Below are 12828 nucleotides of genomic sequence, written 5' to 3' on the forward strand. Positions count from 1 at the left end.
AAACAGTCGTTTGAATATACGCCGTAAAACGGAGAGGAAATCCCATGACGACGTCCCGCGAAGTCCGCCTCAAGAGCCGCCCCGAGGGCCTGCCGACGCCTGCCAACTTCGAGGTGGCCAGTGTCGAACTCCCCGCCCCCGGCCCCGGCCAGGTGCAGGTGCGCAACCACTTTATGTCGGTCGACCCCTACATGCGCGGCCGCATGTACGACCGCCCCTCCTACGTGCCGCCCTTCCAGATCGGCGAGGCCCTGCAGGGCGGCGCGGTCGGCGAGGTGATCGCCAGCAACGACCCGGCCTTCAAAGTCGGCGATGCGGTGCAGTCGATGTGGGGCTGGCGCGAGGCCTTCAACGCCGACGCCAAGACGGTGCAGAAGCTGGAGACCCACGGCCTGCCGCTGCAGGCCTTCCTCGGCGTCGCCGGCATGCCCGGCATGACCGCCTACGCCGGCCTGCTGCGCATTGGCGGCCTGAAGGAGGGCGATGTGGTTTTCGTGTCGGCCGCGGCCGGCGCGGTCGGCTCGGTCGTCTGCCAGATCGCCAAGATCAAGGGCCACACCGTCATCGGCTCGGCCGGCGGCCCTGAAAAGGCGGCCTTCCTCAAGTCGATCGGCGTCGACCATGTCATCGACTACAAGGCCGTGCCTGACCTGAAGGCCGCCCTGCGCGCAGCCGCCCCCAAGGGCATCGACGTCTATTTCGAGAACGTCGGCGGCGAGCACCTGGAGGCGGCCATCGATGCGGCCCGCCCCTTCGCCCGCTTCGCCCTCTGCGGCATGATCAGCCAGTACAATGAGACCGGCGAGCCCAAGGGCCCGGCCAACATCATCCAGGCGGTCGGCAAGAGCCTGAAGCTGGAAGGCTTCATCGTCTCCAACCACTACGACATGCTGCCCGACTTCCTGCGCGACATGTCGGGCTGGATCGCCTCGGGCCAGTTGCAGTGGAAGGACACCGTCGACGAGGGCATCGACAACGCGGCCGGCGCCTTCATCAAGCTCTTCAAGGGCGAGAACATGGGCAAGATGCTGGTCAAGCTCAGCTAGGCCCAGCCCGTCAGGCGGAAGTGTTTGCGGTTCCGCCGCCCGGACGGGCGCTCGACAAACATGTGGAGGCCCGGGCTTAAACGCCCGGGCCGTCTGTCCTATTCCATCTCGAGAATGCAGCCGGCCACATCGCCGGCGATGGCCGTCAGCCCCTCGGTGCTGCTCTTCTCGATGGCCTTGCCATAGCCCTCGGCGGTGACCCGCATCTCGGCCAGGGCGGCGGTCTGGTAGGGCTCGGGCCGGCCCTGCAGGTCGGTCAGCCAGGTCAGGGCCATGTCGGTCATCGGCCGCTCGTCGCCTTCCTTGGCGTCGGCCTCGGAGATCTTGGCGAACAGGGTGGTGGCGGCGATGCATTTGCCCGACAGGGCCGCCGTGGTGCTGGCCTTCACCTTCAGGGTGGCCTGGGCCTGGGCGCCGCCGGCCAGGGCGACGGCGACAGCCACGCCGGCGGCGAGGCGGAGAAGAGCGGGTTTCATGCGGGACGTCCTGTTATTGTCCCGGCAGACCTAGCAGCCGCCCAAACCCCCGCGCGCCCTCAGAAAAGGTGGGGTCAGTCGCGGGCCTTCAGCTCGGTCAGCGCCCATCTGTCGCCCTGCTTGCGGAAGCTCAGCGCCACCCGCGCGCCCGGCGCCCCCGGGGCGGTCGCCATGACGTCGGCATAAGCCCGGAAGGTCGTGCGCCCCGCCGCCAGCCCGGCCTCCGGCACGGCCTCATGGTCGATGGTGGCGCTCTCCAAGGTCGTCGACGAGATCGAGCCGGTGGTCGCGTAGGTCGCCCCCGACAACGGCGGCAGGGTCTCGACCTTGTTGATCTTGTCCGGCCCCGGTCCGCAGGCGGCGGCCAGCAGGCAGAGCGCCAAAGCGCAGAGGGGGGCGGCGGCGAGCCTCATCGGGGATCCTTCCTTGTACGGAGCGGCCCGTACCACGCCCGTATGACAGTTCAACCAATTGCCTTCCCGGCGGGGCCCCCATGGCCTACAAGCCCCGCCTGATTTGAGTTTTTTGAAGCTGGAGAGTGAACGTGGCGCGGCTGTTCGACGCCTTTGTGATGGTCGACTGGAGCGCGTCTTCCACGCCGAAGACGGGCCGCGATTCCATCTGGATCGGGGTCAACAAGCGCGACGCCCGCTTCCGCCCGACCTTCGAGGCCCATAACCCGGCCACCCGCGCCGCCGCCATCGCCACCCTGCGCGAGGTCATCGGCGACCTGCGCCGGCGCGGCGAGCGGGTGCTGGTCGGCTTCGACTTCCCGCTCGGCTATCCGCGCGGCACGGCCGCCAAGCTGGGCCTCAAGTCGGCCGACTGGTCGGGCATGTGGAAGTTCCTGGCCGACAACGTCGTCGACAAGCCCACGAACGTGAACAACCGCTTCGCCGTGGCCAACAAGGCCAACCGGCTGATGACGGATTCGGCCAAGCCCTTCTGGGGCTGCCCGGCCAAGGACGCCCAGACCTGGCTCGGCGCCACCAAGCCGGAACATACCGCCGACCTGCCGCCGGTGCTGCGCGCCGCCGAGATCGCCACCCAGGGCAAGGGCAAGGCCGGGGCCAAGAGCGTCTGGCAGATCTTCGGCAACGGCACCGTCGGCAGCCAGGCCATCGTCGGCATCCCGGCCGTGCGGGCCCTGAAGGCCGAGCTGGGCGACAAGGCCCGGGTCTGGCCGTTCGAGACCGGCTGGAAGACCCTGAAGGACGCCGATGTCGAGGGCATCGAGGTGCTGTTCGCCGAAGTCTATCCGGCGCTCGGCGACGTGCGGCCGGAGACCGGCGAGATCGTCGACCGGGCCCAGGTCCGCGCCCTGTGCGAACACTTCCTGCGCCTCGACGAGGCCGGCAAGCTGGGCGAGGTGTTCGCTCCTGGCAAGGGCGCCAGCGAGGCCGAGATCGCCGTCATCGAGGCCGAGGAAGGCTGGATCCTCGGCGCCTGACGGCCGGTTTGCAAAGCCGTCTCCGCCGCCTAAGGTCCCACCGGGGGCCCGCCTCAGTCGGCGGGCATGCGTTGGGGGATGCCATCTTGAAGATCACGTCCGTAGCAGCCGCCGGCGCGGCGGCGAGCATCCTGCTGCTGGCCTCGCCGGCCTTCAGCCAGGCCTGGATCGGGACCATGGCCGGCCAGATGTCGGCCGAACGGCAGGAAGCCCTCTGCCAGGCCAACCGTCGCCCGTTCGAAGCATCCCGGATCGAGATCACCGGCAAGATCAACGCCATGATGCTGAAACTTCGCGCGCCGGGGATGGCGCCGAAGGAGCTGGCTAAGCTGTTCAGCAAGCGCAAGGGCGCCAAGGTGGCCAACACCACCCAGCTGATCAGCCAGGAGGAGCTTCGCGTCCTGCTCGGCCCGAACGGCGCGCCGGGCGAGTGGAAGCATCTGGTGGTGGCGGCGGACCACAACAGCGCCCGCGGCGTCTGGCGCAGCGTCACGCCCGGCCTCGACGGCGCCCCGGAGACCGTCCGCGAGTTCGGCTTCGACTTCGTCAACGAATGGGGGGCCTGGAAGGTCCTCCACGCCCAGGAGTACCCGGGCCCGCTGTTCGCGCCCGAGCCGGACGTCTACTGCCACGCCTGGAACACGGCCAGCTATTGACCCTGTGGCTTGCAGGCCACGCTCGTTGACCCTTGCGCCACACCCCTCTTGCCAGACCGGCGTTCGTCGTGAGACACGCCGCTCCCTCGATTTGGAGACCACCGCCGCATGCAAACGCGCGCCCTAACCCCCTGCTGGAGCCTCGGCGACCAGCAACGCGCGCGTCCTGGCGGTAACGTCCTGGCGCGCCCGCACCTGTAACCTGGCGGCGCCTTCCGGCGTCGCCTTAGCGACGCCTGGAGAGATGATCATGACCGCCTGGACGGGCCCCTGGGCCCCTGTCCATGTTCCGACCCCGCTGCTGCGGAAGCTGGCCGGCGAGTTCGCCGACCGGATCGCCCGCGTCTGGCCGCAGCCGCACGCCGCCTTCCTGATCACGCCCGCGGCCCGCCGCCACCTGGCCTGCCTGGCCCTGCTGGACGGCGACCGGACGGCCGAGGCGATGGAGACGGTGCTGTCCGACCCCTTGCGGATCGCCCTGCGCAACCTGCTGCCTGACGCGCCGGCCGGTCTGGGCCGGGCCCTGGAGCGGATGGGTGAAGAGGCCTGGACGGTGGCGGAATACCGCCGGCTGCTGGCCGCCCTTGCCGACCCGTTCATGGCCAAGGTGCTGAACCACGCCAAGACCGTGTCGCCCGAGGCGGTCATGGGCGTCGCCAGCCTGCCGTCCGCCATCGTGCAGGCGGGCGGCGGGCGGCTGGCGCTGAACGGCGCCCAGGCCTCGGTGCTGCGCGAAGCCTACGACGCCATCGTGCACCGCGCCGGTGCGCAGGGCGCCGCGGCGGTGGCGGAGCGCTGGGGCCGGGCCGGCAGCATCACCCAGCTGTTCGAATGGGCGGCTGAGGACATCGTCGGGGAAATCCCGACGCCCGCCCTCCCCGCGCCGCCCGGGTTTCGCGTCCTGGACTCCCAGGCCGATATCCGGGAGGCGGCCATCCGGTTCCGTAACTGCCTGCGCGGCTACGTCGCCAACGCCGCCACCGGCGAAAGCGTCTTCTTCGAATGGCTGGGCCCGCCTGCGGCCATTGTCCAGGTCTCGCGCGACGCCGTCTTCGGATGGCGGCTGAACGAGGCCAAGGCCGCCGACAACGAAAGCGTTGCGGTCGAAAACCGCGACGCGATCGTTGCCGGGCTGAAGAGCATCGGTGTCGTGGTGGGTCCGAACCACTGGACCCTGCACCACGCCCTCGAGCAGGCCGGGCGCGGAAACGCCCGGGTGATTTCGCTGGAAGAGCGCCTCGACGAGGTGTTCGAATGAATGGCCGGACCTCCTTCCTTCGGGAAGGAGGTCCGTGCTTCAGTCGCCGCATTACCGATCGTTGAGATGTCAGACCGCCCCGGTTCGGCTAACACTTCCGCCGGGGCGTTGCGCCCGGGCGACAAAAGGCGAGCCATGTCGACGGGCCAGGGCCAACACAGCTGGATGCGCCGCGCGCCGGGCGCCCTGCCGCGCATCGAGGCCCGGTTTTCCGGCCGCGCCTACGCCCCGCACCGCCACGACACCTACGCCATCGGCCTGACCATGGAGGGGGTGCAGAGCTTCGACTATCGCGGAGCGACCCGCCATTCGCTGCCCGGCCAGCTGGTCGTGCTGCATCCCGACGAGGTGCACGACGGCCGGGCCGGCGATGGGGGCCAGTTCCGCTACCGCACCGCCTACATCGCGCCCGCCGATCTGCAGGCGATGCTCGGCGGTCGTCCCCTGCCCTTCGTCAAGGACGGGGTCTCGAACCATCCGGGTCTGGTCCGGGCCGTCACCGGCCTGCTGGCCGACCTCGACCATGACCTGGAGCCGCTGGCCCAGGCCGACGCCCTGTACGACCTGGCCCAGGCCCTGGTCGCGGCCTCCGGCGACGCGCCCGCCGCCGGGACCGTCGACAGCCGCGCCGCCGGGCGCGCCCGGGCGGCCATCGACCAGCGCCTCGCCCAGGGGATCAGCCTGGCCGACCTGGAGGCGCAGACCGGCCGCGACCGCTGGAGCCTGTCGCGGGACTTCCGGGCCATCTACGGAACCAGCCCCTATCGCTATCTGATCTACCGCCGCCTGGACCTGGCCTGCGCCATGCTGCGCGAGGGCCACAGCAGCGCCCAGACAGCGGCCGACTGCGGCTTCGCCGACCAGAGCCACTTCACCCGCCACTTCAAGGCCGCCATCGGCCTGACGCCGCTGGTCTGGCTGAAGGCGGCGGGGCCGGCGGCCGCACGATCCTTCTATACCGCCGCCCGGAGCGCCGAGTAGGTCGCCTGACATCCGGCTCGCGGCCGGTGTTTGGGAGACTGCGTTGTGACCAGAACCGGACCCTTTTCCACCGATGCGGCCAAGGGCTGGGTTCCCTGGGCCCTGCTGGCCCCGGTCATCGGCCTGGCCTTCGTCATCCTGCCGGTGCTGGGCACGGACGGCGTCCTGACGGCGCACGGCTTTCTCGATCGCCGGGGCGACCCGATCGGCTTCAACGGGCTGGTGGTCTTCCTGACCATCCCCTTCGCCCTGATGTCGCTGCTGGTGCTGGTCTGGGTCTGGCTGGTCGAGCGGCGGCCGCTGGCCAACATCGGACTGGCCCGGGGCGCCGCCCTGAAGTCCTTCGGGCGCGGCCTGCTGCTCGGCCTGGCGACCATCCTGTCGGTGGTCGTCGCCATCCTGCTGCTGGGCGGCTACGAGATCGGCGAGATCGCCCCGGCGCTGTTCAAGCCCAAAGGCCTGTTGGGCGTCGCGATCCTGCTGCCCTGCTTCATCCTGCAGGCCAGCTCCGAGGAGCTGCTGTTTCGCGGCTGGCTGCTCTCGGCCCTTGGCCGCAAGCTGCCCATCGTCGTGGCGGTGGTCGTCACCTCGATCCTGTTCATGCTGCTCCACTACGGGCCGGGCCAGCGGTGGCTGGTGATGCTGGGGACCTTTCTGTACGGCCTGTTCGCCTGCGCCTGGGCGCTCAAGGCCGGCAACATCTGGGGCGTCATGGGCTGGCACTCGGCCTGGAACTGGCTGCTGGCGGTCGGCTTCGAGCTGCCGGTCACCGGCCTCGACGCCCATGTGCCCGCCCTGCTCATGAAGCTCCTGCCACGCGGTCCCGAAATCCTGACCGGCGGCGCCGAAGGGCCGGAGGGCAGTATCGTCTGCGTCGCCTTCCTGGCCCTCTGGTCGGCGATCCTGATCTGGCGGCGGTGGCGGGCGGTCAGGCGTCCCGCCGGCTGAGCAGCCAGAACCGGCCGACCAGGCAACCCGCCGAGACCAGGCTGGCGAGGATCACCGCCCAGACGATGCCGCTGAGCCCCAGCTTCAGCGGATGGGCCAGCCACCAGGCCAGGGGCGCCATGATCAGCGCATAGGAGAGGATGTGGGTGAAGGTCGGCAGCCAGACCTCGCCCCGCGCCCGCAGGGCCTGGGCGGCGACCACCTGCAGGCTGTCGGCGGCGAAGAACAGGCAGGACAGCACCAGGGCCGGCGCGGCCAGGGCGATCAGTTCCGGCTGGCGCGTGTAGGCCCCGGCGATCCAGGGCGCCAGCGGCCAGACCAGGGCCGAGATCAGCACCCCGAAGGCGATGGCCACCCCGAACCCCAGCCAACCGGCCCGCGCCATGCCGGCCCGGTCCCGCGCCCCGTAGGCCCGGCCGACCAGCACCCCGGTCGCCGCCGACAGGCCGAGCGGGACCATGAAGATCACCGCCGCCACGTTCAGCACCACCGCATAGCCGGCCACCACCAGCGCCCCCAGCCAGCCAGCGACCAGGTTCATGCCGGCGAAGGCCGCCGTCTCTACGAAGTAGCTGGCCCCGGCCCCGTAGCCGATCCGCCGCTGCTCGGCCGCCTCGGCCCGGTTGGGGAGTGGCCTGTCGAACACGCCAAGGTCTCGCGAGTCCTTCATCCGCCAGATCCAGGCCAGCAGCATGACCATCAGGAAGACCCGCGCCCCCAGGGTCGACCAGGCCCCGCCGACCGCCCCCATGGCCGGGATGCCAAAGGCGCCTGGCACCAGCAGCAGGTTGAGCCCCAGGTTGACGACATTGGCCGCCCACATGCTCCACATGCCCGGCCCCGGCCGCGACAGGGCCTCCAGGTAGAAGGTCGCCGCCACCGAGACGAGGTAGGGCGTCAGCGACAGGGCGAAGATGCGCAGCGCCTTGCCGGCCCCCTCGGCCAGCCCGGCCTCCAGGCCCAGCGAGCGCAGGAACAGCGGCCCGGCGACGAACATCACCACCGTCGAGGCGATGCCGATCCAGAAGGAATAGACGATGCCCCGGCGCAGCACCGCCCCGGTCTCTTCCCGCCGCCCCTCGCCGACCAGCCGGGCGGTCATCACCTGCACGCCGAGCAGCAGGCCGACGGCCGTGGTCACGATCACCGAGGTCGGCGCCCAGCCCAGGGCGTGGAAGCCGAGCTGCTCGGCCGAATAGCGGCCCACGACGATGGCGTCGGTCAGGCCCATGACCATGATGCCGAGCCTGGCCATGACCACCGGCCCGGCCAGCCGCAACAGCTCGAAAAGGTCGGCCCGCAGTGGTGGGCGAACAGGCGTCGTCATGGTCCCTCGCGAAGGGCCGGGAGACTGGCCGGGTTCGCCGGAGGCGACAACCCGCCCCTTGACGTCCGCGCCCACGGGTCCACCTTCCTCTCCGCTCTGGGGAGGGCCGAATGACCGACAATGATCGCCACATATCCATCGACGCGGTGCGCGGCTTCGCCGTGCTCGGCATCCTCTTGATGAACATCGTCGGCATGGGCCTGCCGGCCTTCGCCTACATCGACCCGACCTACTACGGCTTCGAGCCGCACAAGGCCGCCAACCTCTGGACCTGGGCCATCAACTACGTGGTCGCCGACGGCAAGATGCGCGGCCTGTTCACCATGCTGTTCGGCGCCAGCCTGGTGCTGATCGCCGAGCGGGCCGAGGGCCAGCGTCCCGGGCCCGCCGCCACCCATTACCGGCGCGTGGCCTGGCTGTTCGTGTTCGGCATGCTGCACGCCTACCTGCTGTTCTTCGGCGACATTCTCGTCACCTACGCCCTGGCCGGGGCCGTCGTCTTCCTGCTGCGCAAATGGTCGCCCAGGCTGCTGATTGGCATCGGCGCCGTCGTCCTGGCCCTGCTGGTCGCCAAGGGCCTGTTCGAGACCCACCACCTGGCCGGGCTGCGCGACGCGGCCCAGGCGCCGGACGCCAGCGAGGCGGCCCGCAAGGCCTGGGCTCAGCAGTCATTCGTGGTCAATCCGCCCCCCGAGTTCGGCCAGCGCGAGATCGCCGGCTATCGCGGCGACTTCTTCGACGCCATGAAGGCCCGCGCCTTCATGGCCGTGCTGCTGCAGACCGTATTCCTGCTGACCGAGACCCTGTGGGAGGCCATCGCCCAGATGATGATCGGCGTCGGCCTCTATCGGCTGGGCTTCTTCACCCTCGGCTGGAAGACCCGGTCCTACGGGGCGATGATCGCCATCGGCTGGGGCGTCGGCGTGCCGGTCACCGCCTGGCTGGCCTGGCGGGTCGCCCAGGCCGACTTCGAGCCCTTCCTGCGTCAGGAAAACAGCTACTGGGCCGCCATCCCGCGACCCTTCATTGCCCTGGCCCACGCCAGCGCCCTGATGCTGCTGGTCCGGGCCGGCGCCGCGGGCTGGCTGGTCAGCCGCCTGGCCGCGGCCGGCCGCATGGCGCTCAGCAACTACCTGGGGACCTCGATCATCACCGCCTTCGTCTTCTGCGGCTTTGGCCTGGGGCTGTTCGGCCATCTGGAGCGCTACCAGCTCTACGGCGTCGTCGCCCTGATCTGGCTGGCGATCCTGATCTGGAGCAAGCCGTGGCTGTCACGCTTCCACTACGGGCCGTTCGAATGGGTCTGGCGCTCGCTGGTGCGCTGGAAACCTCAGCCCTTCGTGAAGCGCGCCGCCTAGCGAAAGTCCCCATCCCGGGTTACCAAGCGGGCAATGGGGATTTTCAAGCCTGCAGTCATCGCCACGGCCCTGCTGGCCGCGCCGACCCTGGCCCTTGGCCAGGGGCCGGCGGCGCCTGCCCCTGCGCCGGATCGCGCGGCCCAGGTCGACCGATTGTTCGCCGCCTACCCCAACCTCGACACCCCCGGCTGCGCCGTCTCGGCCACCCAGGACGGCAAGGTGCTGGTCGAGCGGGCCTACGGCTCGGCCGACCTCGAGCATGACGTGCCGATCACAGTCGCCACGCCCTTCGAGGCTGGCTCGGTGGCCAAGCAGTTCACCGCCGCCGCCATCCTGATGCTGGTCCAGGACGGCAAGGTCAGGTTGACCGACGACGTCCGAAAGTACCTGCCGCAGCTGCCCGATTACGGCCGGCCGATCACCATCGACCAGTTGCTCAGCCACACCAGCGGCCTGCGTGACTGGGGGGACCTGGCCTTCTGGCAGGGCTGGCCGCGCACTACCCGGGCCTTCACCCAGGACGACGTCATCGACCTGATCCGCCGCCAGCGCGGCCTCAACTACCTGCCGGGGGCCGAGTACGCCTACACCAACAGCGGCTACAACCTGTTGACCGAGGTGGTGCGCAAGGCCTCCGGGCAGAGCCTGGCCGACTTCACGGCCGCCCGTATCTTCAGACCCCTGGGCATGGCCAGGACCAGCTGGCGCACCGACTTCCGAAGGGTGGTCAAGGGCCGGGCCATCGCCTACGGCCGCTCACCCGACGGCTGGCAGCAGCAGATGCCCTTCGAGGAGGGCTACGGCAACGGCGGCCTGATCACCACCGTCGCCGACCTGCAGACCTGGAACGCCGCCCTCGCCTCCCAGAAGCTGGGCGACTTCCTGACGGTCGAGATGCGCCGCCGGGCGGTCCTGAACGACGGCACGCGGATCACCTACGCCCGCGGCCTGGTCGTGCAGACCTGGGGCGGCCAGGAGGAGATCAGCCATTCCGGCTCGACCGGCGCCTATCGCGCCTGGCTGGGCTACTATCCGCGCCAGCGCCTCAGCGTGGCCGTGCTGTGCAACGCTTCCGACGCCAACGCCACGGTCCTGGGACGCGGCGTGGCGCTGACCGTCCTGCCGCCGGCGCCGCCTGAGCCGCCTGGTCAGCCGCTGCTCAACCCGGCCTCCCGCGCCGGCCTCTATGTCAACGAGCGGACGGGCCGCACCCTGCTGCTGGTCGCCGACCCCGCCGCCGCCGGCGGCCTGCGGGTGGCCGGCGCCGGTCCGCTCTGGCCGCTGGGCGGCGAGGCGGTGCGGTTCGGGGCCGATGAGCTGACCTTCGGCAAGGACGGCATGACCCAGAAGACCTTCGAGGGCGACCGCTACCTCTATCGCCGCACGCCGCTGTGGCTGCCGACCCAGACCCAGCTGGCGCCCTTCGTCGGCCGCTACCGCAGCGACGAGATCGGGGTGACCTACAGCGTGGTGCGCTCGGTGAACGGTCTGGTGCTGAAGCTCGAGGATCGCCCCACGGTCGTCGTGCCGATGAACCCGGTCTACCGCGACGCCTTCGACCTGCGCGGCAACCTCGCCCGCTTCCGCAGGGATGCGAATGGCCGGATCATCACCTTAAGCCTGGGCAGCGGCCGCGTGCGCGACCTGCGGCTGCGGAAGATCGGCTGACAGTTGGAGGCATCCCGCCGACGCCTTCTCCCTCGCTATCGTCATCCTAGGCCTTGTGCCTAGGATCCCGGGTTCAGCCGCGACAAGCCCATGCCCTGGAGGCGCGGCCGCGCCTCCACCCCACCGTGAGAGCAAGCGGACAGCGGGATCCTAGGGACAAGCCCTAGGATGACGATAGCGGTGGGGGAAATCCCGCGCCTCGAAAGGCGACCTCTAGCTCGCCGCCCGCAGGTCTTCCGACCTGAGCGCCCGCAGCTTCTCGGCCACCAGGAACGACAGCTCCAGCGCCTGTTCGCCGTTGAGGCGGGGGTCGCAGTGGGTGTGGTAGCGGTCGGCCAGTTCGCCTTCCGTCACCGCCCGGGCGCCGCCGGTGCATTCGGTGACGTTCTGGCCGGTCATCTCCAGGTGGACGCCGCCCGGATGGACGCCTTCCGACCCGGCGATTTCCACGAAGGCGCGGACCTCGGCAAGGATGCGGTCGAAGGGCCGGGTCTTGTAGCCGTTGTTGGCCTTCAGGGTGTTGCCGTGCATCGGGTCGGTGGACCAGACGACGCTGCGGCCCGACTTCTTCGTCGCCTCCATCAGGCGCGGCAGGCGGTCGGCGATCTTCTCGGCCCCGAAGCGGCCGATCAGGGTCAGGCGGCCGGGCTCGTTGGCCGGGTTCAGCACGTCGATCAGGCGCAGCAGGTCGTCGGCCTCCATGGTCGGGCCGCACTTGAGGCCAATGGGGTTCTTCACCCCCTTCATGAAGTGGACGTGGGCGCCGTCCAGCTGCCGGGTGCGCTCGCCGATCCACAGCATGTGGGCGCTGGTGTCGTACCAGTCGCCGCTGGTGCTATCGACGCGGGTCATCGCCTCCTCGTAGCCCAGCAGCAGGGCTTCGTGGCTGGTGAAGAACTCGACGCGGTGCATCTCCGGATGGGTGTCCGGAGTGACGCCGATGGCGGCCATGAAGGTCAGGCTCTCGCTGATCTTCTCGGCCAGTTCCTTGTAGCGGGCGCCCTGCGGGCTGTCGGCGACGAAGCCCAGGGTCCAGCGGTGGATGTTGTAGAGGTCGGCGTAACCGCCGCCGGCGAAGGCCCGCAGCAGGTTGAGCGTCGAGGACGACTGACCGTAGGCCTTCAGCAGGCGCTCGGGATCGGGGGCGCGGACGCCGGCCTCGAACTCCATGCCGTTGATGTTGTCGCCGCGGTAGGACGGCAGGGTGACGCCTTCGATGGTCTCGATGGGTTCCGAGCGCGGCTTGGCGAACTGGCCGGCAATGCGGCCGACCTTCACCACCGGCTTGCCGCCGGCAAAGGTCAGGACGACGGCCATCTGCAGGATCAGGCGGAAGGTGTCGCGGATGTTGTCGGCGCTGAATTCCTTGAAGCTCTCGGCGCAGTCGCCGCCCTGCAGCAGGAAGGCCTTGCCGTCAGCCACATTGCCCAAGAGCGACTTCAGGCGGCGCGCCTCACCTGCAAAAACCAGCGGCGGCATCCGGCGAAGCTCGTCCTCGACCCGCGTCACGGCGCCCGCGTCCGGATAGTCGGACGGGATATGCTTGGCGGGTTTGGCTCTCCAGGATTGCGGGGTCCAACGCTCGGTCATCAGTCTGCTCAAAGTCCAAAAGGATCGCGGCTCATACAGGAAGCGCACGATACAGGCAAAATAATGCGCG

12 protein-coding genes are annotated in these 12828 nt (G+C 69.8%); 8 read left to right on the forward strand and 4 right to left on the reverse strand.

Annotated elements, in window-relative coordinates:
• The first annotated feature begins 44 nt into the window (after positions 1-44).
• Positions 45-1046, forward strand: a complete 1002-nt coding sequence (locus AC1RSK_RS06690; RefSeq protein ID WP_492906703.1) for an NADP-dependent oxidoreductase — start codon at positions 45-47, stop codon at positions 1044-1046.
• Positions 1047-1144: 98 nt separating this feature from the next.
• On the opposite strand, the gene AC1RSK_RS06695 is transcribed toward AC1RSK_RS06690, so the two are convergent.
• The gene (locus tag AC1RSK_RS06695) at positions 1145-1522 is read right to left on the reverse strand and encodes a hypothetical protein (protein WP_492906704.1); all 378 of its coding nucleotides are present in this window, start codon (positions 1520-1522) and stop codon (positions 1145-1147) included.
• Between the two features lie 74 nt (positions 1523-1596).
• Entirely contained in the window at positions 1597-1935 is a 339-nt protein-coding gene (locus tag AC1RSK_RS06700; protein WP_492906706.1) for a copper-binding protein, read from the reverse strand.
• Positions 1936-2066: 131 nt separating this feature from the next.
• Here AC1RSK_RS06700 and AC1RSK_RS06705 point away from each other — a divergent pair, with 131 nt between their 5' ends.
• From AC1RSK_RS06705 to AC1RSK_RS06725, 5 genes are all read left to right on the forward strand, one after another.
• On the forward strand, positions 2067-2972 hold the full coding sequence (locus AC1RSK_RS06705) for a cobalamin biosynthesis protein CbiG (RefSeq protein ID WP_492906707.1): 906 nt from the start codon (positions 2067-2069) through the stop codon (positions 2970-2972).
• Positions 2973-3058: 86 nt separating this feature from the next.
• The gene (locus AC1RSK_RS06710) at positions 3059-3628 is read left to right on the forward strand and encodes a hypothetical protein (protein WP_492906709.1); all 570 of its coding nucleotides are present in this window, start codon (positions 3059-3061) and stop codon (positions 3626-3628) included.
• 250 nt (positions 3629-3878) lie between these two features.
• The gene (locus AC1RSK_RS06715) at positions 3879-4886 is read left to right on the forward strand and encodes a hypothetical protein (protein ID WP_492906710.1); all 1008 of its coding nucleotides are present in this window, start codon (positions 3879-3881) and stop codon (positions 4884-4886) included.
• Positions 4887-5021: 135 nt separating this feature from the next.
• Positions 5022-5867: an AraC family transcriptional regulator gene (locus AC1RSK_RS06720; RefSeq protein WP_492906712.1), complete on the forward strand. Its 846-nt coding sequence runs from the start codon at positions 5022-5024 to the stop codon at positions 5865-5867.
• Positions 5868-5912: 45 nt separating this feature from the next.
• Entirely contained in the window at positions 5913-6815 is a 903-nt protein-coding gene (locus tag AC1RSK_RS06725) for a CPBP family intramembrane glutamic endopeptidase (RefSeq protein WP_492906714.1), read from the forward strand.
• Here AC1RSK_RS06725 and AC1RSK_RS06730 read toward each other — a convergent pair.
• On the reverse strand, positions 6796-8142 hold the full coding sequence (locus AC1RSK_RS06730; protein ID WP_492906715.1) for an MATE family efflux transporter: 1347 nt from the start codon (positions 8140-8142) through the stop codon (positions 6796-6798). The genes AC1RSK_RS06725 and AC1RSK_RS06730 overlap by 20 nt on opposite strands.
• A gap of 110 nt (positions 8143-8252) precedes the next feature.
• Here AC1RSK_RS06730 and AC1RSK_RS06735 point away from each other — a divergent pair, with 110 nt between their 5' ends.
• Together AC1RSK_RS06735 and AC1RSK_RS06740 are read left to right on the forward strand one after the other, a co-directional pair.
• A complete protein-coding gene (locus tag AC1RSK_RS06735; RefSeq protein ID WP_492906717.1) occupies positions 8253-9500 on the forward strand; it encodes a DUF418 domain-containing protein in 1248 nt (415 codons plus the stop codon).
• Positions 9501-9533: 33 nt separating this feature from the next.
• On the forward strand, positions 9534-11168 hold the full coding sequence (locus AC1RSK_RS06740) for a serine hydrolase domain-containing protein (protein WP_492906719.1): 1635 nt from the start codon (positions 9534-9536) through the stop codon (positions 11166-11168).
• 213 nt (positions 11169-11381) lie between these two features.
• On the opposite strand, the gene AC1RSK_RS06745 is transcribed toward AC1RSK_RS06740, so the two are convergent.
• On the reverse strand, positions 11382-12758 hold the full coding sequence (locus tag AC1RSK_RS06745; RefSeq protein WP_492906721.1) for a class II 3-deoxy-7-phosphoheptulonate synthase: 1377 nt from the start codon (positions 12756-12758) through the stop codon (positions 11382-11384).
• Positions 12759-12828 lie beyond the last annotated feature (70 nt).

This window comes from Caulobacter sp. GW821-FHT11A05 (genome assembly GCF_058809015.1).

What these genes read in the sequence shown, in the direction of transcription:
- AC1RSK_RS06690 (WP_492906703.1), top strand. Translation starts at nt 45, where the DNA reads ATGACGACGTCCCGCGAAGTCCGCCTCAAGAGCCGCCCCGAGGGCCTG.
- AC1RSK_RS06695 (WP_492906704.1), bottom strand. Translation starts at nt 1,522, where the DNA reads ATGAAACCCGCTCTTCTCCGCCTCGCCGCCGGCGTGGCTGTCGCCGTC.
- AC1RSK_RS06700 (WP_492906706.1), bottom strand. Translation starts at nt 1,935, where the DNA reads ATGAGGCTCGCCGCCGCCCCCCTCTGCGCTTTGGCGCTCTGCCTGCTG.
- AC1RSK_RS06715 (WP_492906710.1), top strand. Translation starts at nt 3,879, where the DNA reads ATGACCGCCTGGACGGGCCCCTGGGCCCCTGTCCATGTTCCGACCCCG.
- AC1RSK_RS06720 (WP_492906712.1), top strand. Translation starts at nt 5,022, where the DNA reads ATGTCGACGGGCCAGGGCCAACACAGCTGGATGCGCCGCGCGCCGGGC.
- AC1RSK_RS06730 (WP_492906715.1), bottom strand. Translation starts at nt 8,142, where the DNA reads ATGACGACGCCTGTTCGCCCACCACTGCGGGCCGACCTTTTCGAGCTG.
- AC1RSK_RS06735 (WP_492906717.1), top strand. Translation starts at nt 8,253, where the DNA reads ATGACCGACAATGATCGCCACATATCCATCGACGCGGTGCGCGGCTTC.
- AC1RSK_RS06740 (WP_492906719.1), top strand. Translation starts at nt 9,534, where the DNA reads ATGGGGATTTTCAAGCCTGCAGTCATCGCCACGGCCCTGCTGGCCGCG.
- AC1RSK_RS06745 (WP_492906721.1), bottom strand. Translation starts at nt 12,758, where the DNA reads ATGACCGAGCGTTGGACCCCGCAATCCTGGAGAGCCAAACCCGCCAAG.